This window comes from Halodesulfovibrio spirochaetisodalis, from assembly GCF_001672295.1.
GTDB classification, from domain to species: domain Bacteria; phylum Desulfobacterota; class Desulfovibrionia; order Desulfovibrionales; family Desulfovibrionaceae; genus Halodesulfovibrio; species Halodesulfovibrio spirochaetisodalis.
In genome coordinates this window covers 1-22,303 of sequence record NZ_JXMS01000018.1, presented here as the reverse complement: position 1 = coordinate 22,303, position 22,303 = coordinate 1, and the positions used below count along the sequence as shown (strand labels likewise).

Genomic DNA, 22,303 nt, shown 5'->3' with positions numbered 1-22,303 from the left:
GACACACAATGAGCTATGCGTATGAATTGTAATAAACTCTCTTTCTCTAAGCCGGACGTTATTCCAGTACTCGACTTTGAACTTTCGGAGATTATGCAGGCTCGTGATAATGGAAATATTTTATCCCTTGATCTGGAAATAACAGAAGCTTGCAACTGTGCTTGCGTTTATTGCTACCGTTATGAAAGTGAAGGAGCCCAGCCCCCTGCTCCCGATGAACTGACCGCACAGGAAATAGAAGCTCTGCTGACGGAAGCAAAAGAAAAACATGATTTACGTCGAATTTGTATTCTCGGCGGTGAACCATTGATTCCTTTGATCAGAGAAAAGTATATCTCGACACTAGAGTGCTGTAACAGGCTGGGTATTGAGCATGTTACGTTTACAAACGGAGTTGCACTGGATCGCGATACTGCAAAATTGCTGCATGATCTGCGAGCGTCTGTTTCTTTAAAGTTAAATGGAATGGATGCCCTGACGCACGATACTCTTGTCGCACGCTCCGGTGCCTTTGAAAAAAGCATGACAGCGTTTAATTACCTGTTTGAACTTGGCTACGGTAAAGAACGAAGTATTTCTTTTGAGACTGTTGTCACCCAAAGCAACTACAATCAAATTCCTGAAATGTGGCGCTGGGCACGTGAACGTAATGTGGTTCCATATGTGGAAACGCTGACCGTGCAGGGGCGCAGTCAAACACACACAGACAACCTCGTTGTCTCCAATGAAAAATTGCAGCGTCTTTTTACACAGTTACAGCATATTGACTCAACTGAATACGGACTTGAGTGGGAAGTTTTGCCACCGATTGCCGGCGGTCACAGATGTTTACGCTACTACATGAGCATGTATGTGCGCGCTAACGGTGTTGTCTGCCCATGTGTAGGGGTTGATCTGGAAATGGGGTCAGTACGAACCAATTCAATTAAAGAAATCCTCAGCTCCGATGTTGCTTGCCAGACTCGGTATATTAATGAGCACATCACTGGTAAATGCAAGTCATGTGACCTCGCCCAAACCTGTTATGGTTGTCGTGGCGCAGCGTATCAGCAAGGGGATCTTTTTGGAGAAGATCCGGTTTGTTGGCGAGAGCAAAAGAACAGGTAGCTGCTTTTATGGATCCGATACTTTCTATTAATGATATCAGCAACATCATCGTAAGTATTTGTCGCTCTGCGGTGCAGGAACAAACAGCCATTCCGTTACATGAAGCTGAAAAGGATTCTTCCTGCTCTGTGACTCATGTTTTGCAATATTCGGGCGTAATTCCACAACAAATTGCTGCCTATATAACGACCATGTTCCAGTGTACTGGTCTTGCGACTACGTTATCGGGCGAAGACTCCATTATGAGCTGGGCTCAGGCTGTCTTTGATGCATGGTTACCTCATAGCAGTACAATTACCTTTATTACTTCAGGGTCTACCGGCGAACCAACGCATCAAAAGCTCGAAACGGTTCTACTCTGGCAGGAAGCAGAAGAGCTTGCCCAAGCGTTGCTGCAAAAACGGAAACGTATTGTAGCTACGGTTCCTTGTCATCATCTGTATGGTTTTTTATTTACGGTGCTGCTTCCCAAGGTCTCTGCTCTTCCATGCGTTGCGCCCCTTCCCTTTCCTTCACGTGCCTTTGTAAACGGCTTGCACTTAGGAGACTTTGTTGTTTCTTTCCCTTTATTTTGGGAAGGGTTACTCAAGCAGGAAATCGTTTTTCCGGATGATGTACATGGCTCAACATCCACTGCACCCTGCCCTCCGGCAACAATGCACTCTTTACTCGCTTCAGGCTTGGCACGATTGACTAATATTTACGGAAGCTCTGAAACTGGCGGTCTTGGCTATCAGCACCATCCCGAAGCCCCCCTGACTCTCTTTGCTTTCTGGCGCCGTGTGCATCTTGATGACCCCGACGAATCCTGGATTGAACGTATTCATCCTTCAGGAACCTCACAGCAGCCTGTAGCTATGCCGGATCATGTGGAATGGTTTTCCAGCAGATGTTTTTCTGTCAGAGGTCGTAAAGATAAAATTGTTCAGGTGGGTGGCCTTAATGTTTCTTTGTCCAGAACTGTCGAGTGCATGCGGAGTCACCCGGATATTCTCGATTGTGCCGTCAGATTAATGCGCCCGGAGGAAGGAAATAGATTGAAAGCCTTTGTTATTCCAAAAACATCTGAAGTTGATATGCAAGCTTTACGTTCTGACCTTTACAGCTGGTGCAGAAGTCAACTTAGACCGGCTGAGCGTCCTAAGAAAATTACATTTGGTTCTCGATTCCCTGTGACTTCCATGGGAAAAAATAAAGATTGGAACTAAGATGCAGCAACGTGAAATATATATACTCGGCACCGGAATTGTAACGCCACACGGAGAGCAACAGGACGCACTTCCAGATGGTGCTTCTGCAAGCCAAATTGTTGGTTCGTCTCCCCTCACAGATACGGATGGCCTCACACGATTTGTGCCGAAACGTGCATTACGCCGTATTGATCATTTTTCTCGTCTTGCACTGTACGCTGCTTTTCTGGCGCTTGAAGATGCTGGACTCATGGAAAATGATCTTACTGAAACAGGTATTTCTCTGGCCAGTGGATTCGGTGCTGCCCAAACAACGTTCAATTTCTTAGATTCTTTTTTAGACGATGGTGACAGACTTGCGTCTCCTACTCATTTTTCCAGTGGGTTGCACAATGCGGCAGCAGCCTACATTGCGATGCAGACAAAAGCACAAGGGCCAAGTGTCTGTACCAGTAATGTTGGTCTTGGGCCTGCGTATGCCCTTTCTACAGCAGTGTACTGGTTGCAGCATGGTATGGCTGACTACGTGCTGGTGGGCGGAGTTGATGAACATTGTCAGGTGCTGGAACATTGCGTTAACCACTTTCAATCGTCAGCAGAACAGGCATGTTTGCTTTCAGACGCTGTAGCAGGTGAAGGTGCAGCGTTTATGGTACTTTCAACACGTGCTGAATCTGTTCCTATCTGTAAATTGACAGATATTACTATGCTGCCCTTTGCTGAACAGCAAATTGGCAGTACAGCCCCGCTGATACTTTCCTCGCTGGGAAGTGTTGAGCAACACCACCTTTTCGCTCAATATAGTGATGCTGCTAATGTAACAGATGTGTTACCTGTTCTGGGTATTCATCCTTCAGCACTTGCCTTTTCAACAGTGCAGGCCGCTCGAAACATTGCTTCAAATAAGTATACACGGGCACAGACGCTTGGAGCGGATGCATTACAGCACAGTGCACTGATTACTCTTGAGCGATAACTCCTATGAATAAGACTAAGCGATGCTATTGATATAATAGCATCGCTTTTTTACATAACAATCATAAATAAAAAAACATATCCTCAATATCCCCAGCTGAATGAAGTACTGTGAAAGATATTCTTTTAAGGAGAATCTATGCTCAGGAAAAAATTCAGTTTCTGGATTGCAGTTCTTTGCTTCCAGCATCTTATAGGCTGTAGTGCGTTGCACTCAATGCCACAGAAAGTCCATTGTTCTTCGAATTGTCTTCAGTCTGCTGATAACTTGTTATTAAAAAATGGACTAGTGTGTAAGCCGGATTCGGGCAACAATGCATTTCCTGTTACCTCACGAATTATAACTGATTTAACATACCCTCTATTCTCAGTTAAACGCAAAAACACAGGGGTGGATGCTCCTGCTGATTTTTGGAATAGCGGCTATGGTGGATTATACCAAATCACAGGAAATTCTGAACAACTCATTATAATCTATATTAACGGATATAAAGGACGTCCAACAGGTTGGAAACGTATTTATGCATCGTTACAGTCGTTAGGTGTAACTCATGTATTTTTCAATTACCCCACAGGAGAGTCCTTACACACAACAACTGACATCTTAGTGAGTCTGCTGGAAAGTAACGCAGAGCAATTGCAGCATTCCCGCATTGTTCTCATCGGTCACTCTCAGGGAGGGCTCATAGCAGTAAGAACCGCTCAATTACTCTATGAGCATAGATCAAATATCCCTGTTCATCACATTGTCACAATCGCAACCCCTTGGGACGGCTGCAATCTGGCCGGGTATGCGAAGCTGGTTAATCCTTTCAGCCCCAAAGTATTTGATGATCTGGACTCAGGAAGTGATTTTATCCATGCAATGAAACAATGTCCTCTCTCTCCCAAGACGGCCTACACGCTTATTTATGGTGCTACGATGGAAAGCAGTCAGACACCGTATCCCAATGACAACTTGTTTTCCACGACAAACCAGCTTGCTACGGGCCGTGTGGTTACCCCTTCCGCAACCCATTGCGCAATAACAACTCATGAAGATTCAATACGCAATTCAACTGTTGTTGAATTTGTCACAGCCTGTATTAAACAGTGTATTTCAGACAAAGAATGTCTCCCTCACCGATAATCCGTCTACTGAGCGCTGTTTAGTATTGTTCCCCCCCATGCATTGGGTTTTAATCTCACTTTTCTAAAAGTCCCTTACTGTGTATTGTTACAAAACTTTCTGACAAGATTGTAATCAAATTTTCTTTCCTGAATTTGGCTAAATCGTGTACAGATAAAGTTCACAATTTTTTTGCACTGGCAAGACACTATAATGATTTTTGATAATGTTGAGAGTCTGCGTCTTTGCTGGTGCGCAATGACAGGACAATGTATATGCCGACAAATGCAACAAAAATTCTGCTGGTTGAAGATCAGGAAACCGCAGCTACATATATTGCCAAAGGGTTACGTGAAGAAGGTTTTGTGGTTGATGTGGCTCACAATGGGCCAGATGGATTACATTATTTGCTGACAGAAGAATATTCACTGGCAATTCTGGATATCATGCTGCCTGGAATTGATGGATTAACCATTTTAGAAACAGCTAAAAAAGCAAATAACGGTGCTGCAGTACTCTTCCTTACAGCTCGCGACGGTGTTGAGGACAGAGTTCGTGGTTTGGAACTCGGTGCTGATGACTATCTGGTTAAACCATTTGCATTTGCAGAGCTTTTAGCACGAATACGGGCATTGCTGCGCCGCTGCTCACCTGTTGTGACTGCTGACACAGAACTGACCGCCAGCGATTTAACGTTAAATCTCTTAACGCATCAGGCTAAACGTGCCGGGAAGATTATTGAGCTGACACCTAAAGAATTTGCCCTGTTACAACTTTTTATGCGCAGAAAGGGCGAAGTACTTACCCGTACAGTATTAGCAGAACAGCTCTGGGGGATCAGCTTTGACTGTGACACTAACGTGGTGGATGTTGCTGTAAGCAGGTTGCGTATTAAAATTGATGCTGATGCTGAACAAAAGCTTATTCATACGCAGCGGGGAGTCGGATATGTCCTTAAAACGGAAGAATAAGCTGGGAATATTGCACAACGGTTCTTTACAGGCCCGGCTTGCAATTTCTTTTGCGATTATTACTACCGTTATCGTTTTTGCAACCTCTGTACTTCTCTACTCTGGTCTTAAAGATCAGATTAAGAATGAAGACAAAATGGAGTTTATTGAATCAACTTCCTTCATACGCAGAGCAGTAAAAACTCTTTCCATCACGACAAACTCTGAAAGCTGGCAGCTTATCTGGGAGTATGCTGTTAATGCGCACGGAAGGCTTGGGATACGGGTCTTTTCTACCAACAACGAGCTTTATCTTTCTACTCCCAACATGCATATTCCACCGGAAGTTTTTACTCCATCAGATCCACTCCACTACAGAGACTGGAAAGACCAAGAAAGCAACATAGAGTACCTGGTGACGTCGTTCCAGATTGACACTGGTCCCGGGCACACATGGCGTGTTGACGCTTCATATGATTTGAGCCCCAGTACCACACTTCTGCGCGGGTACAGAATCAATCTGGCAATCTTGTTGGTGTCAGGGATACTTCTTTCCATTGCCATCAGCTGGTTTGTCAGTGGCTATGGGCTACGCCCTCTCAAGCACGTTGCTGAAGCAATGCAAGGCATTTCTTCCGAGCATCTTTCACAGCGGATAGGAAACCAACCGTGGCCAAATGAACTTACAGGGCTTGCCCGTTCTTTTGATTCAATGCTTGAACGGTTGGAAGAAGCATTTACTCAACTCAGTCAATTTTCAACAGATATCGCTCACGAAGTTCGTACTCCCGTTAACAACATGCTTTCCGCTGCAAGTGTGACACTAAATCGCGACAGATCAGTTGAAGAGTACAAACAAACTCTTGAAACTATTGAGATTGAAGCTACGCACTTATCCAAGCTTGTGGACAATATGCTGTTTCTTACTCGAACAGAACATATGAAAAGTCCCCTTAAGGTCGAGCAGTGTTCTATTGAAGAAGAATTTCGACTGCAGACTACATTGCTGGAAGCACTTGCTGATGAAAAAAGTATTCGTATTTCTTGGTCGGGTTCAGGCTATGTGACCGCAAACAAAGATTTATTACGCCGTGCGCTCCTTAACCTAATCGGGAATGCAATCCAGTATACTCCTGAAGGCGGGCAAATAACCCTTAGCACCGAACATCTTAAGCGATTTGTCAAAATATCAGTCACAGATACCGGCAAAGGGATTGAGGAACAGCACCTTCCTCATATATTCAGCCGTTTTTATCGTGCTGACACAGCACGTGCTGACAGATCAAACACCGGGTTGGGGCTTGCTTTTGTTCAGACCATTATGTCTGCCCATAATGGAAGCGTTTCTGTTCAAACTGAAGTCGACAAGGGAACGACCTTCACCCTGCTCTTTCCCACTATAACAACTCTGTAATCTGTTTGTTTGAGATTTGAAGAGCTCTTCTCTGTAGTGTGCCTCCAAGATCTACGGCACCAGACTGCAATGCAGGACGGGTATTTTATAAAACTGTGATGGAGAAGTTTATGAAATTAACTCCCAAACTTATTGTGTTCATCCTCACTTTTTGTCTCAGCATAAGTTCTGTCATGACCGCATATGCCGGTAAGGATGATCATTGGCCTAAAGTTAAAGGGAAAATTGTAGGAATCGATGTACCTCATTCATCAGTAACCATAAAAAATGTGTCAGGCCACAATATGACCTTTCAGATTATCTCAGAGTCAGAGATAGAAAAAAAAGGTCATGGATTACTCGAATGGGATAGCGAAATCACATTATCTGATCTTGCAGTAGGCCAATTTGTATCTGTAAAATATTATGGTGCTGGCGAAGATAAAGTTGTTCGTGATATGAAGGTAGTTTTGGACTCTTCCAAGGATAGCTCCACTCACTAGTAAAGCGCCTTTTGACGGTATCATCGTCATATATAGACAGTACATCCTCACTGAAAGCTGGTAGATATTTCTGCCGGCTTTTTTGTTTCTAACAACTTTGTAATGTTTCAGTTGGTAAAATGTTAAAACTTGTTGTGTAAGTACTCAATCAAAGACAGCTTGCCGAACATAAGCTTACTTTTTTGCTGAGAAATATACTCGCAGAGGGTCTCAGTACTTCATTATTACTTGTAATGAATAAAGTAAGGAATGAAAGTGCATAGTGAATACTTTACTGTTACAGCTTGTATGGACGCACTGTACTTCGGGTGCAGCTCCGAAGTTCTCCATTATATAATGCAGTATGTAAAAACATAGCGCCTACACGGTAGGCTATTTTTCAGTACGTTTCAGCTATTGTTTTCTACTGAGCATTAAAAGCAATGTTTTCAGCAAAGTTCATAAAAAGTGTAGTTATCAGTCTCGATATAGCTATTTCTTTGAAATAAACTATGCACCACTGGCTACGGCGGAGCGTTTCAACAGTGTATTGAAACATAATATGTAAATACGATGCTGACTCCTCAGAAGTCTGTATTCACGTAGGGTTTCAATTGGCAACGTTCCGCCGTATGCCTACCCCGACTGCAATGTGCAGGTTCTTTAGAATTTTTCCAACCTGTATGCCTACCCTACCTACGTAGAGTACGAACAACACTCTGCACTTCCTGCTCACAAGCAGGCTATCCTACCAGCCTGTATCACATACTTCTTTTCCCCCTGTAGCAGCTAAGGGTTCCGGCATCCCCTTTCCGGGATCCTTAGCTATTTTAATGCCGCATAGTTATTATGTATCTATAATTACTATCATCTATAACTGTGATCAAAAGTTTCTTGTGATAACAGGAGGTAGTTTCGTTTCCACATTTTCTCAGGCGGTACTATGGAAGCAGAGAACCCTCCTCACCATACAGACTCTTTCCAAACTCTATTAGGAAAATGGCTCGTTGCTGTTTTGCTTGTGTTTGGCTGTTCAACTCAGGCGATTGCAGGAGGTGTCTGGCTATATGAGATCGGCACGCCAGATCTTGGAGTAGCCGCTGCTGGACGTGGAGCTACAGCACTGGACGCTTCAGTAGCAATTACCAATCCTGCTGCAATGACTAATTTAAACCGCTCAGAGCTGCTATTTGGAATTCAGGGCATATTCATAGATACGCAATTCTCTGCTCAAGAAAACACCTTCTCTGGAGGAAACGGAGGAAATGCTGGAGGTGTATTGCCTGCAGGCAGCTTTAGCTACGTAGGTCGATTGGAGGAAAACCTTTGGTTCGGTTTTGGTACTGGTTCTTATTTTGGGTTGGGGCTTAACTATGATGATGACTGGAGTGGAAGGTATTATGTTCAAGAGGCATCATTGTTTACTGCCGGAGCTACTGTAAGCCTCGGTACCAAACTTACTGAGAAACTGTCTGCTGGGTTCGGTGTAGACATGCTTGTCGCAAAGCTTTTTATGAAGTCTGCTGTTAATAATCCGCCGTTAGCAGAATCAAACAATGATGGACAGCTTAAAGTTGATGCCACCACTGTTGGTGTAGGCTGCAATGCTGGTTTGTTTTATACCATAACACCTAAGATGCGCACTGGCCTTACCTACCGTTCACCTGTTCAAGTTAAATTTAATGACGCTGTGTCCGTATCAGGTCTGGAGCCTGCTCTTACCGCGTTGTTGACACAAAGCGGACTACTGGGAAGCGATATTGATTTGAAATTTACGATACCTCAAGCTGTGGGGTTTAGTCTCCACTACGATATCACTCCGTTATGGGCAGTGATGGGGACTGTATCGTGGCAGAATTGGAGGCAATTCGGAGAACTTGAAGTCTCAATTTCGAACACAGCCATTTCTGATGCCACAGTCAATCTAGATTATGACGACACGTGGCATGTCGCAGTCGGCATACAAGGACGTATAGCAGATGACTGGATATGGTCAGTTGGCGCAGCTTACGATACTTCCCCATGCTCTGAGAGCAACCGTTCTCCAGTACTTCCTTTGGACAGGCAGATCCGACTTGCCACAGGCCTTCAATATGAGTGGGGTGAGGATATAACACTGGGCATTGCTTACCAGTACCTCGATGCAGGTAAAGGAAAAATAGATAGAAAAGGCGGCCCGCTTACAGGCAGGTTAAAAGGCGAATATGGTACAAACCACCTGCAATATCTGGCACTCAACATTCAATGGAAATTTTAGCATCTTCGTGTTTTCCTCGTTGTTTCCTGTGACCTTTGAGCCTCGTTAGCCCTATTGTAACAATTCAAAATTAAAGACTTTAATCTACACATATGAGCTCTTGTATAGTACTGTGGGGATTCCGTGCAGGCAGTTGTATCCATGCACTATTGATGCCTCAACAGGAGCCCCTATGCACAGAACCTTTCGTGACATCCTCATTTATGTAGTTTTCTTTTTATTGGTGTTTTTTGCAGCCCCGACACAAGCTAAAGTTGTTGAATATCATCTTAGCATTGCAGAGCAACCGGTAAATATCACAGGCACATCAGTTCCTGCTGTCACAGTCAACGGACAGATTCCCGCACCAACGTTAGTTTTTACAGAAGGCGATTGTGCACGAATCCACGTGCATAACACTATGGATGTTCCAACATCTGTACACTGGCACGGCATGCTTGTTCCACCCAATATGGATGGAGTGCCGTATGTAAGCTTCCCGCCTATCAAACCCCATACAACATTTACATATGAATACCCTATCCGTCAGCACGGTACATATTGGTACCACTCTCATACCGGATTTCAAGAGCAGCGCGGGTTATATGGCTCAATCGTAGTACACCCGAAATGTGATGACATTGTAACAAACCGTGATGAGGTAATTGTCCTCTCTGACTGGACTGATACCTCTCCCGACTTTGTGTACAGGTGGCTTAAGCGAGGGAGTGACGCCCCATCCCTTCAAAAAGGTGCATCGCAAAGTATTGTTGGAGCTGCGCGCATTGGCATGCTTGGTGATTATCTGATGCGTGAACTGCGGAGAATGCCGGATATTGATATAGCAGACATTGCGTACGATCGTTTTCTTGCCAATGGAAAGCCTCAATCACGGTTGCCTGCCAAACCATGCGAAACGATTCGCCTGCGTATTATTAACGGCTCAGCAAGCACGTTCTTTTTAGTAGAATTTGCTGGTGGCCCTATGACTATCATCTCTGCAGACGGACAACGCGTGGAACCTGTTGATGAAAATAGATTTTTGATCAGTGTTGCTGAAACATATGATGTCATCATTACCGTCCCTCCAGATGGCACATATGAATTTCGAGCAACAGCACAAGACGGCTCAGCACATGCCTCTGTCTGGATAGGTGAAGGTCCTTTGCACGCAGCACCGGATATCCCCAAGCCGAATTTGTATCACCAGATGGGAAAACTCACGTTAGGACAGCTTACAGCCCTTACGCCAAACGACGTGATGGGATTAACGGATGCCCGTGTAGCGACTGGAATTTTTGATACTCCGGGGCGTCTTATGCATTCAAAAAAAATGGGGAGCATGAAGTCGCATGCAGATGATGTACAGAAAAAAACATTTGCCGGTGTGCCAGCAAGTATTCCCTGCCCGCACCCGCAACGCATTCAATCCGAGTGTATTTCGCAGCCGCCATGTGAAAAGAAAGAGCTGACATACCCTATTCCTGACTCTCCGAGTGGAAAAAAATATACATGGAATTTCAAACCGCTTGCCTCAGATGTCGCGTCTTCAACACCGCTAGTTATTGACGGAAGCTCTTCACAACGTCCGTGGCCTCCATATAATAAATTGCGAGCACTGCATAATACCAATTTCTCACCGCATAAAACGGCTCGAAATATCCGAATGACGCTGGATGGAGACATGGAGCGGTATGTCTGGATGATTAATGGTAAAGTGCTCTCTGAAAGTGATTCAATCAGGATACATCAAGGGGAGAAAGTTCGTTTTACTATGATCAACAGAACCATGATGCATCACCCGATGCATTTGCATGGACATTTTTTCAGGGTAATTAACGGACAAGGTGATTATTCCCCATTGAAACATACTGTTGATGTTGCTCCATTGAGTACGACTGTTATTGAATTTGATGCAAATGAATTTGGGGACTGGTTTTTCCACTGCCACCTGCTCTATCATCTTGAGGCGGGTATGGCGCGTGTTGTTCATTATGAAGGTTTTCAAATGGATCCGGCTCTCGCCGCAGTCCGTCCCAATTTGTACGACGAACATTGGACTGCCTTCGGCGAAGCAAATATTCTCAGCAATACGACTGAAGGTTTTGTTCAGGCAAGTTCTACCCGCCATATCTTTATGGTTACATGGGAAATTGGCTGGCAGATTATTGACTATGTCGAGTCAGAATTTATCGGTACATATGATTACTATGTAAACCGCTTTTTCTCCCCGTTTATTGGTGGGGATATGTTTATGAATAATACTGATACTGAAGTCGGACGTGGCGTTATCGGTATCAGATATCTTTTGCCGTTCAACATAGATTCACGAACATGGGTAGATACTGAAGGTGGTGCGCGTTGTACTCTAGAAAAAACGTTCCAACTTACTCCGCGCCTTGCCATAAAAGGGGAAGCACAATTTGATACGCACGACTATTGGGAAGGTATTATCGGTGCGTACTATATTATTTCTGATCAATTCTCCCTTATGGCGCAGTGGCATTCGGACTACGGATGGGGTGGCGGCTTTCAAGTCCAGTTTTAATCGACTTTACTGTAAAAAAGGCTCCGTATGGAGCCTTTTTTTATTGCTATAGTGAGCCTGCAATCTCTCTTGCCTGCACAAGCGCTTCAGCCATATTGGCTTCCTTTACTTCCGGTGAGCCTAATGTTGCATCAAGCGTGATGCTTTGAATGTCACTGAATCCGATAAATGACAGTAAGAATTGAAAGTATGTTTTCTGGTAATCCAGAGAGGCGGTTTCTTTACTTGCATACTCCCCGCCCCGTGCGTAAATGACCGTACATTGTTTCCCTGTAATGAGCCCCTGGTATCCTGTTTCAGGAGAAAAGGTAAACGCAAGTCCAGGTTGTGTTATGATGTCTATAAAGTGTTTAAGCTTATACGGGATGGAAAAATTCCACATTGGCAGGCTAAATAGATAATAATCTGCTGCGGCAAAACCTTCCACAAAATGCGCAATCTCATCCCACGCTTCTTTTTCTTCTGGTGTATGGGGCTGACCATGCAGTACTTTGTATTTTGCATTGATTCGTTCATCCGTAAATTCCGGCATCTTGAGTTCCCACAAGTCTAATGTGGTAATATTGCAATCTTCATTTTTGGTACGAAATACTTGTAAATATTCTTTTGCAATCTCAATGGATTTAGAACGCTCCTTGCGGGGAGATGCTTCAATATATAATAAGCTGCTCATATCCTCTCCTGTTTAAACCAGTGTGTTTTCATAAGGCAAAAATGGCCTTTATATTGTAGAGTAGCCTTTTCTATTACTGAGTCATTTATATAATCCGCCGCATTAAAAAAATACTGCACTCCTACCTTATTTAACTTTCTGACAATCAGGCCATACGAGACAAAAATGATTTGTAAACGGATAGCCGTTCCCTGTGTTTCGGGGTACAGTCATATTTGGTTTTTCTGCCTTGCAGATTGATCTTTTCGAGTGAAGAAATTAATTAACATTCTTTTCTGCCTGCACATACATTCATACATTACAGGTAGGAATAATGGTACGCAGTTGAACCAAGATTGAACCTGCTCTCAATTTTCATGTAAATAATTTTAGTCGTTATACATAAGAGGCTTGTATGAACTGGAAGATGTTGTTTTCAACAAGACCAAGAAAGTATGCCACAGTTACAGCGATAACCCTTGCTTCTCTTTTTATTATCTATGTAATTGTAGGGTTTCTGGTAATAGCACCTGTCGCAAAATGGCAGTTGGAAAAGCAACTCCCCCCCCTGCTGCAACGAAAAGTTTCAATAGGCGATATTAGCCTTAATCCGCTGACACTATGCGTTCAGTTTGAAAATCTTTCTATCATCAAAAAAGATGACGATGGCAGTTTGTTTTCAGTTGCTATGTTGGAAGCCAAGCTATCGGGTAAATCCATTCTGGCTATGGCCCCGATTGTTCAGTACGTAAAAATTGTTAAGCCTTCTATCAACATCACCCGTTACAAGGATGACCGTCTTTCAATTGACGATATTATTGAGCACCAGGCACAGTTGGCAAAAGAGGCAGATAAACAAACTGACACTACAGAAAAAAAAGACGGAAGAATCTTTCCGTTTAAACTTCTGAATTTTATTCTTGAAGACGGAACCATTGTCTTTAATGACAAAAAGATGAATACCGTTCAGACAATTAGTAAATTGTCGCTGGCAGTGCCGTTAACGTCTTCCTTCCCCGGTGATCATAAAGAAGCTGTGCAGCCAAAACTTTCTATGTTGATTAACGGGGCTCCTTTTGACCTTGATGGCTCCACCTATCCGTTTTCCGAAAACTACCTGACCAAGTTCTCTTTCTCCATGGAGAATGTACCGCTGGCGCGCTACTGGCGCTATATTCCTCTTTCTTCACCGGTTGCCATTACATCAGGGACAATGAAAATCGATGTGCACCTTGCATTCAGCAGACCTGAAGGCAAGCCAATGGATCTTGATGTTAAAGGCGGAGTTGAACTGGTTGATTTAGGGATGACCAAAGATGATAAGTCGCCTGTACTCACTATTCCGCGCATCAAGCTTATTGTTAAAGACTTTTCTCTTGCGAAGAAAATGCTCACCGTTGAACAAGTCGCAATTGATAATCCTTTCATTGAAGTTCATCGAGATAAAGACAGTTCAATCAACTGGGCAACGTATTTTGCAGTTGATGCTTCTGATGAAGCCAAAGAAGAGACAAAAGATAAGGTTGTCGTATCATCCACCACTCAGAAAACTGAGAAAACCTCTACCAAGCAAGAACCGGCTCCCCCAAAAGCTACTCCCACTACCGCATCAAAAAAGACAGAAAAAGAAAAGCCTACAGCAAAAGATCGTCCTTTTACTGTTGTCGTTGAATCGCTTGTAATCAAAAAAGGTAAGATTGCTTTTAAGGACAGTGCGGTTCAAGGAACCTTTGCAACCATCTTCGAACCTGTTGATCTGGAAATTAAAAACTTCTCTACTGCTGACGGCAGCAAAGCAACAGTTGCATTGGACGTTGGCGAAAAGAAAATGATTTCTGTTCAGGGAGATGTCTCTGTTTCACCGGTAGCAGCTAACATAAAAGCAAAAATTACTGACCTGTCCCTGAAGCAATTCACACCGTACATTGCTGCAGCAACACCGGCGCAGATTAGCAGCGGTGCCCTTTCTGCGGGCGCAACACTCAAGGTTTCCTCAGATTCTGCACAAGAAATCGGAATTACGATTGCTGATGGAAGCATCCGTCTGCAAAAACTTACAGTTACAGGAAAGGGATACCCCAAAGCCCCGATCACTTTGGGAGCCTTAACGGTAGATGGGGCTGCCGTTGACGTAAAAAAACAGTCTGTATCCATTGCGAAAATAAGCTTAGCTGACCCGGACATCACTTTAACACGTGATAAAGAGGGAATTGATCTGGCAACACTCTTTGCAGGTGAGGCAAAAAAAGAGCCTGCAAAAAAATCCGCAGATTCCGGTAAGAAGTCATCCGAATCCCCATGGAAGCTGCAGATTCAATCTGTTGGCGTTACAAACGGTAAAATTACGTTTAATGACACAGCACTGAAGCGCAAAGTAATTACTCATCTAAAAAATGTTGCCATTACTGCAGACAATATTTCCCTTGCGAATACTCCGTCTAAGTTTTCTGTTTCAACTGGAGTTAATGACAAAAGCACTATCAAGGCAGATGGAACGTTCACTCACTCGCCACTTGCTGTTGATGGCAAAATTGACGTTTCAAACCTGAACATTCCTGATTTTGCCGGATATATTCAAGAGTATTCAGAAGTTAATATTGCAACAGGAACAGTTAGTACTTCAGCAAAAACTCAATTATCTGTTCCTGATAACGGAGAAACTAAGTACAACATTAATGCGGATGTCACGGTGAATAACGTCTCTGCAGCCAATAAAAGCACTAATGAAAAAATTGGTTCTGTTGGGCAGATCGCTATAAAAAGTATGGTGTTGGATTCTGACAAAAATAGTGTAGATATAGGATCAGTCTCCATTGCAAAGCCAGCAACCAATATCACTAGAGAAGCCAATGGCTCGTTAAGCATTGTTCGCGCAGTTCAAGGCAATCAGCCAGCGCAGACCAGAGCACCTTCTGCTAACTCTGCCGCTGTTGTCGCCACAACAAAACCGTTTGGCGTTTCCATAGGATCGATTGCAATTAAAGACGGTTCTGTCACGTTTCAAGATGCATCCATCAATCCGAGAGTTATTCTTGATTTTGAAAATATTTCAGCTTCATACAAAAAGTTTGATCTGAGTAGAGCAAATAGCTCCCCTGTCAACTTTTCTGCAACATTACAGGGAAGAAGAATCTCTGCGTCAGGAGCAGTCAACCCAATGGCAAAGCCATTTGCTCTCGATATTACGGCGAAAATTGAGGATGTAGGGTTGAAAAAATTCAGTCCGTACACAGTGAAGTATATTGCCTACCCCGTGAATACAGGGGCACTTAAAGCCAACATCAAACTTAAAATTCAGCAGAACAAGCTTAATGCTCAAAACTCGTTTTTGTTCGAAAACTTTACGCTTGGTAATAAAAATCCAAATTCAAAAGCCCCTTCTGTTCCTATTAAACTAGGCCTTTCACTTATGCGGCAGCCAGACGGCAACATCTCACTGGATTTACCTGTTACAGGTGATTTAAATGATCCTAATTTCCATCTCAGCCAGCTTATTACAAAAACACTTGTGAACGTTATTGTTAAAGCAGCGGTCTCACCTTTTACGGTAGTAAGTTCACTCCTTGGAGATGTGAAGCCGGAGGATGCCAAATACGTCGGATTTACTCCCGGGTATGCCGGTCTCTCCAAAAAGGAACAGGATACGCTTAACCGTATTGCTTCCATTCTCCGGACTAAAAAAAATGTTAAGTTGGAGTGTCTTGGTTTTTACAACACAGATGCGGACATGAAAGGTCTGAAGGAACGAGCAGTTAAAACAGCAGTCATTGAAAAGTGGTACAGGACACTCTCAAAAGCTACGCGTAAAAATATTGATATAAGTACGGTTGATGTGCCTAAATACAAGTACGCAGAGTACTTAACCGAAGCGTATGAGGATGCTCCAGACATGCCGAATAACCCTCGCCCGAGCGGGCTGCTAGGGTACAAAGACAGGTCGGTAAAGCAGATGGAAGATTATTTACGGAGCACGGCAGACACCTCCCAAGAAGCTTTACGCAAGCTTGCTCTGGAACGGGCAAATGCGGTTCGGGATTTCATTGTCAAAAAGTTTCCGGAACTCAAATCCCGTGTAAAGGCTGTACAGGCCGGTAATAGCGAAAATGGTAAATATGCTACTGCTGTGCAGTTAAAAATTACACAGTAGTCTATTTTGAAATAAAAAAGGTACGGCCGGAATATACTCCGACCGTACCTTTTTTATTGTATTATTTCTTCACACACAATGTTTTGAAATACGTCTTTCCGCAATCTTGAACGCGCTCTACCCCGTGAATATCGCTCTCATATCCGGGGAAGGTATTTTCGAATGCTTCTCTACGCTGCAAGTATTTCAAAATTTGTTTTGCTGCTCCATCCACTTTTTCCCCACCCATAAGAATTGGAATTCCCGGAGGGTATGGCACGAGCATAACCGCAGGTACTCGACCCTGTAATTCGTTCAACCGCACATACTCAACATTCTTCTTAACAACTTCCTGATACGCGTCTGACGGCTTCATAGCCTGATGGGGAATCACTTCGAAGGCGTCATGCATTATGCCCAGCATGTCATACTTTTTATAGTACACATGGATAGCATCACAATGATCTCTCAAGCCTTTATCACTGTAATGATCAGGATACTCTTTGACTAAATCAGGGAAGATTTCTTGCAGTGAGGTATTTGCATCATAATGCTCCTTGAATTTCAGGAGAGCTGTAAGCAACGTGCCCTGTTTCGCTTTCGTCGTCCCGATAGAATTCAAAAGTAAAAATGAATAATAATCCGTTTTCTCACACACAATACCATGGTTGATCAGATAGTCTGTGACGAGCATGGCAGGAATACCATTTGCTTGGTAGGTACCGTCCTGATCTAGCCCTGGTGTTGTGATAGTCAGCTTAATCGGGTCAAGCATTACAAAATTATCTTCTATATTTTCAAATCCGTGCCAGTTATTATTGGCGTCAAGTACCCACGGCTGCTGAGTAGAACTTAAGAATGTTGCTGGTACTCTGGTGAAGTCTACCATCTTGTTTTCAAATGTAACCTTCTTAGGCTGCCACATAGAGAAGAACCAGCTGCCTTTTTCACGCAGCTCTTCTGCCATGGAGGCAATTTTTTGTCTGAGCAAAACAGCATCATGCAGGCAGTCTGACAACAGCACTTCCCCACTATCTTCAACAATTTTTGTAGCCACATCCAAGGAAGCGATCATGCTGTACTGTGGTGATGTCGAACCGTGCATCATGTATGACTCATTCATTTCTGTTGGATCAACAGATACATGGCTGCCATTTTTAACATGAAGCATGGATGCCTGAGAAAACGCTGTCAGCAACTTATGGGTTGATTGTGAGCAGAAAATAGGCGGATATTTTTTGTGTGTTGTCTCAGCCATTCCAAAATGATTTTTGTATATCGGATGAAATTTGGCATATGCATACCATGCTTCGTCAAAATGCATATTTTTCACACTGTGCTTCAGCTTTTCTTTAATGGTTGCAATATTGTAGCACAGACCATCGTATGTTGAGTTTGTTAATGCCGACATCACAGGGACGACACCCTGTTTTTCCGCAGGAATAATAGTACTGTCTGCAATATGCTGCTGAATCGTTTCATGTGTGAATTCAGAAAGTGAGCATGGGCCGATGATTCCCAACTGATTTCTTCGCGGCTTCATATACACAGGGTAGATGTCTGTAATGACCATCGCATAGTTAAGTGACTTATGACAATTGCGGTCTACGACAGCTATATCGTTCCGAACGGCCTGAGAGCGCCAGATGATTTGGTTTGCATTAGATGTCCCGTTCAAAACATAGAACGTAAAGTCTGCGCCGAAGGTCTTAGCTGAATTTTTCTCCGCATCACCGGTGACCCCGCTATGGTCGAGCAAAGAGCCAAGTTCAGGGACAGAAATTGAAAGGTCGGATCGAAATACATTTTCGCCATAAAATTTATGCATGCCCACACCTGCAGGGCTTTTTAAAAAGCCTTCGCCGCCCATGTGCCCAGGTGTATGCCATGCATATTTATATGCTTCAGCATATTGAACCAGCGCAGAAAAAAATACCGGATTAATACGTCGTATATATTCCAGTAACAATGTTTCAATTCTTCCAGCTAAAAACTCCACAGTATCCATGTGCTTCAGCAGTAACTCATCAAGCATGGACAGGAGCTCTGTTGACAGATTTTCTTTACGATCATCATCCATAAGTAAACATACTGGAATTTGCTTGTTCCGCTTACGTATTTCTTGAAGTAACACTTCAGGGTTGCCGCACTCCCCTTTTGATTCATGCCGGATATCCCAGTCTATAACGATAACACCGACGTCCGCTCTGCTGTGTACAATATTAGCTGCATCCTTGTAGCAGTAAGCACGGAGAACAGAACAGTGCTGCTCTAAGGTTAACTCTTGCTCTAAGTCCCGAACTCGTTCTCCTGCATCATTCTTTAGATCGAACAAGCCGGAAACGATCAAGACCGGCCAGTCTGCTTTTGTAAGTTTCATGCTGTTCTCCTGCTATTTTTTCTGGCTTGCAAAAAGCAATGCATAGCCGGCCAGAGCAACCATTACGCAAACAATGACCAGCCATAGTTCTGCAAAATCTGCTGACATAAATGCTGAAATTAAAAAGACAGATGACAATGAAGCAATTGTGATATCAAAATACGAGTGTTTTCCTGTCTCAAAACCTTTTTTGATGAGCGCTATTCCTGACCAAAAATATGGGAACAGCACTAATAGGATTGAAATTGTCACAGTAAGATTGAATGCCACAGCAATATCACTGCCCAAAAACATCAGGCCAAGTTCAATACATGTCATGATGAAGGCATTAAGCAACAACCCGCGGCTGCCCACTTTGTATTTATTGGTGTAAGAATATATTTTAGGAAGAAAGCCGTGATCTGCACTGGTTTTTGCAGCACTGACTACAGAAATATTCCATGCAAGAAAGCTTGATAGGCAAGCAATGGCCATCACAAGTGAAGATATCTGCCCTAATATTTTGGAGCCAAAAATATGCTCAATCGATAATGAAAACGTAGCTGGTTGATTTTGAATTACTTTGGCTGTGAACATGCCTTCGAGAACGGTTGTCGAAACAATGTACAGAACTGCTACCACGATGAACCCTGCGATTGTAGCAATGGGCACATTTCGTTTAGGATTATTAACAAGTTCATAGTTGTTTGCTACGGCTTCAACACCAACATATGAGAATAATAAGACGGCAAAGCCTGAAAGGATTGCTTTACCTTGGGGTAAATTGGCTACATCCCAATTTTGCTTGAATAATGATATATCAAACGAGAACCAGCCAAATATTGCGGTAAGCACTACTGATAACAGTAATGCAGTTACTGAGCATGAAACAACCATGGTTACAAATTTGGCGCCACGCAAAGCGAGCAATGTAAATACCCAGATAAGCGCTATGACTACGCAGCCTAGAATTATTGGCTGGTTTAACGATGGGACAAAATATGTCAGGTAGCCAAGTCCGGCTATCAGGATTGAAACGTTGGAAATCAGATTTGAATATACATAAAACAGCCCGCTCTTTGCACCAAGAAGCGGGTTTACGTACGCTGCAAGAGCTGTCGGACTTGGATTGTCAAATAAGGCACCAGCCCGAACATAAACAAGCGTAAGACACAGGGCTCCAGCGGTTACAAGCAGGAAGGATAACAATGTAATTGAACCTATAGCAGCCAGCTGTTGTGGCAACGCAATTACCCCGCTACCTGCTAGACTGCCTATAATAAAGAACGTGGCTCCAATAAGTCCAAGCTTATGTTTTGATGTATCCATAGTATTTCCTAGGCTATAAAACTGAAAAACAGTTTTAAGAATATCGTACTATGAAGACAATCTCAGTGATTTCTAGATTTCCTTTTTGAGTAATGGCTTTATCTTTTTCAACATTTAATCTTTTTTTCTGTATCGCTCACTTTCAGTCTTATTACTCAAAATAATTAAAGATATCATAACGAGTGAACACAGTATGGAAATCTTTTCCAATGATTACAGAAAAAAGCTGCTTGACAGATCAATCTAATGCCTTTTACAAAGCTCATCAGATTGATAACGAATTTCATTTTCGCAATGCACGAATATTTTTATTCGCATGAAGTCACATCTACCCACTCTACTCGCCATAGAGCTGGTTTGAATTACGAGATGGTATGCTCCATCTCAATTTTTTGAATGTTGATTGAAAATGAATTTCCTTATCGAAATACTGTCTTTGGAATACAAGAATTAAGAAGGTAACATCCCATGAAACGCTTCATTGTATCAGCTCTCGCTGCTTGCATGATGTTTGGCGCTACTACTGGCGCTTTTGCTGCTGAAATCAAAGCTTCCGGCTCCATGTGGGTTGGATATGACTACGTGAACCTTGACGGTTCCAGCGACGATACAAACAATTTTATCCAGCGTATGGATACACAGATTGACATCATCGCTTCCGAAAACCTTTCCGCAACTACCCTCTTCCGTATTGAACAGACGTGGGGACAGGCAAACAACAAAGTTGGTGCCGGTTCCGGTGGTTCCCTTGGTGCTGATGGTGTTAACGTGAGCACTCTGCGTGCGTATGTTGATTTCCTCATTCCATCAACTGAAATGAAAGTTCGTGCGGGTATTCAGGGCTTCGGTCTGCCAGGCGCTGTTACTGCTTCTCCTGTACTTGATAATGATGTTGCAGCTATTGCTGTTTCTCAGTCATTTGACAACATCGGCGTAACAGCATTTTTTGCTCGTCCGTACGACACCGAAAAATCAGGCTCTGCGAAAGCTTCTACCATGGATCTCTTTGGTGGCGTTGTTTCCGCTGAACTTGGGAACGTGGTTGTTTCCCCGTACTTTATGTTTGCAAACGTAAGCAACAAAGTAGATGTGGAAGGCGAAATTTTTAAAAACAACCTTTACTGGGTTGGTACTTCTGTTGAAGCAAACCCAATGCCTAACCTTGCTCTCGCCTTTGACGGTATTTACGGCAAAGAGCACACTAAAGATGGTGGCTACGCTGTAGCAGGTAAAGCAGCGTACACGACCGACATGGTTGTTCCTGCTCTTGTAGGTTGGTACGCTTCCGGTAATGACAGCGACGGCGAAGGCCGCATGCGCAGCATTGACGATGACGACTTCAGCATGACCACTCTCATTGGTGCAGGTGCGATGGGGCCGGATTCTGACAACATCTTCGGCAGTGCTCTTGGCAAATGGGGTATCGGTCTGCATCTGGAAGAAATCAGCTTTACTGAAAAACTCAGCCACACAGTACGTGTAACTTACGTACGCGGTACCAACGACAAATCCAGCAGCATCACAAGCTGGGGCGAAGACGACAGCGCAACTGAGTTTGACCTCTCCTCTGTTTATAGCATCTATGACAACCTGAACCTGCTTGTTGACTTTGCATACGCTGTCACTGACTTCGATGCAGGCTCTGCAAAAGATGTAGACAACGTATTTAAAGCTGCTGCTCTCGTTGAGTACAATTTCTAACTAAACTTTCGTATTCCAAAATTGACAGTACGTAAAAAGGCCACCCTATGGGTGGCCTTTTTTTATGCACAAATATTCGAGGGAGTCGGCATTTACAGCTTTTCAAAAAAATAAGCAAAAAAGTATTAATTTTAAGCATTATTTTGC

The 22,303-nt window shown here is 43.4% G+C and carries 14 protein-coding genes; 11 read left to right on the top strand and 3 right to left on the bottom strand.

Going from position 1 to position 22,303, the window contains the following annotated elements; genetic code table 11:
- Positions 1-21: 21 nt before the first annotated feature.
- The 9 genes from SP90_RS10645 (at position 22) to SP90_RS10605 (ending at position 11,989) form a co-directional block, all read left to right on the top strand.
- Positions 22-1,107: a radical SAM protein gene (locus SP90_RS10645; protein ID WP_066855718.1), complete on the top strand. Its 1,086-nt coding sequence runs from the start codon at positions 22-24 to the stop codon at positions 1,105-1,107.
- An 8-nt stretch (positions 1,108-1,115) separates the two neighbouring features.
- Positions 1,116-2,315, top strand: a complete 1,200-nt coding sequence (locus SP90_RS10640; RefSeq protein ID WP_157471245.1) for an AMP-binding enzyme — start codon at positions 1,116-1,118, stop codon at positions 2,313-2,315.
- Between the two features lies 1 nt (position 2,316).
- On the top strand, positions 2,317-3,273 hold the full coding sequence (locus tag SP90_RS10635; RefSeq protein WP_066855712.1) for a beta-ketoacyl synthase N-terminal-like domain-containing protein: 957 nt from the start codon (positions 2,317-2,319) through the stop codon (positions 3,271-3,273).
- A gap of 138 nt (positions 3,274-3,411) precedes the next feature.
- A complete protein-coding gene (locus SP90_RS10630) occupies positions 3,412-4,401 on the top strand; it encodes a lipase family alpha/beta hydrolase (protein ID WP_066855709.1) in 990 nt (329 codons plus the stop codon).
- A gap of 254 nt (positions 4,402-4,655) precedes the next feature.
- A complete protein-coding gene (locus tag SP90_RS10625) occupies positions 4,656-5,351 on the top strand; it encodes a heavy metal response regulator transcription factor (RefSeq protein WP_066855706.1) in 696 nt (231 codons plus the stop codon).
- Positions 5,329-6,744 (top strand): heavy metal sensor histidine kinase, encoded by a 1,416-nt coding sequence (locus SP90_RS10620; protein WP_066855703.1) that lies wholly within the window; start codon positions 5,329-5,331, stop codon positions 6,742-6,744. The genes SP90_RS10625 and SP90_RS10620 overlap by 23 nt, the downstream gene beginning before the upstream one ends.
- A 110-nt stretch (positions 6,745-6,854) precedes the next feature.
- Complete coding sequence (locus SP90_RS10615; RefSeq protein ID WP_066855700.1) at positions 6,855-7,226, top strand: hypothetical protein; 372 nt, start codon at positions 6,855-6,857, stop codon at positions 7,224-7,226.
- Positions 7,227-8,148: 922 nt separating this feature from the next.
- A complete protein-coding gene (locus SP90_RS10610; RefSeq protein ID WP_066855698.1) occupies positions 8,149-9,462 on the top strand; it encodes an OmpP1/FadL family transporter in 1,314 nt (437 codons plus the stop codon).
- Positions 9,463-9,634: 172 nt separating this feature from the next.
- Positions 9,635-11,989, top strand: a complete 2,355-nt coding sequence (locus SP90_RS10605) for a multicopper oxidase domain-containing protein (RefSeq protein ID WP_066855695.1) — start codon at positions 9,635-9,637, stop codon at positions 11,987-11,989.
- Between the two features lie 46 nt (positions 11,990-12,035).
- Here the strand turns inward: SP90_RS10605 and SP90_RS10600 are convergent, their stop codons facing one another.
- The gene (locus tag SP90_RS10600) at positions 12,036-12,662 is read right to left on the bottom strand and encodes an FMN-dependent NADH-azoreductase (protein ID WP_066855692.1); all 627 of its coding nucleotides are present in this window, start codon (positions 12,660-12,662) and stop codon (positions 12,036-12,038) included.
- A 394-nt stretch (positions 12,663-13,056) separates the two neighbouring features.
- Between SP90_RS10600 and SP90_RS10595 the strand changes: the two genes are divergently transcribed.
- A complete protein-coding gene (locus tag SP90_RS10595) occupies positions 13,057-16,788 on the top strand; it encodes a DUF748 domain-containing protein (RefSeq protein WP_066855689.1) in 3,732 nt (1,243 codons plus the stop codon).
- Between the two features lie 61 nt (positions 16,789-16,849).
- Here SP90_RS10595 and SP90_RS10590 read toward each other — a convergent pair whose 3' ends face one another.
- On the bottom strand, positions 16,850-19,147 hold the full coding sequence (locus SP90_RS10590; protein ID WP_066855686.1) for an Orn/Lys/Arg family decarboxylase: 2,298 nt from the start codon (positions 19,145-19,147) through the stop codon (positions 16,850-16,852).
- 12 nt (positions 19,148-19,159) lie between these two features.
- Positions 19,160-20,455: an amino acid permease gene (locus SP90_RS10585; protein ID WP_066855683.1), complete on the bottom strand. Its 1,296-nt coding sequence runs from the start codon at positions 20,453-20,455 to the stop codon at positions 19,160-19,162.
- 468 nt (positions 20,456-20,923) lie between these two features.
- Here SP90_RS10585 and SP90_RS10580 point away from each other — a divergent pair, with 468 nt between their 5' ends.
- Positions 20,924-22,156, top strand: coding sequence for an outer membrane homotrimeric porin (locus SP90_RS10580; protein WP_066855680.1), 1,233 nt, complete (start codon positions 20,924-20,926; stop codon positions 22,154-22,156).
- Positions 22,157-22,303: the final 147 nt, after the last annotated feature.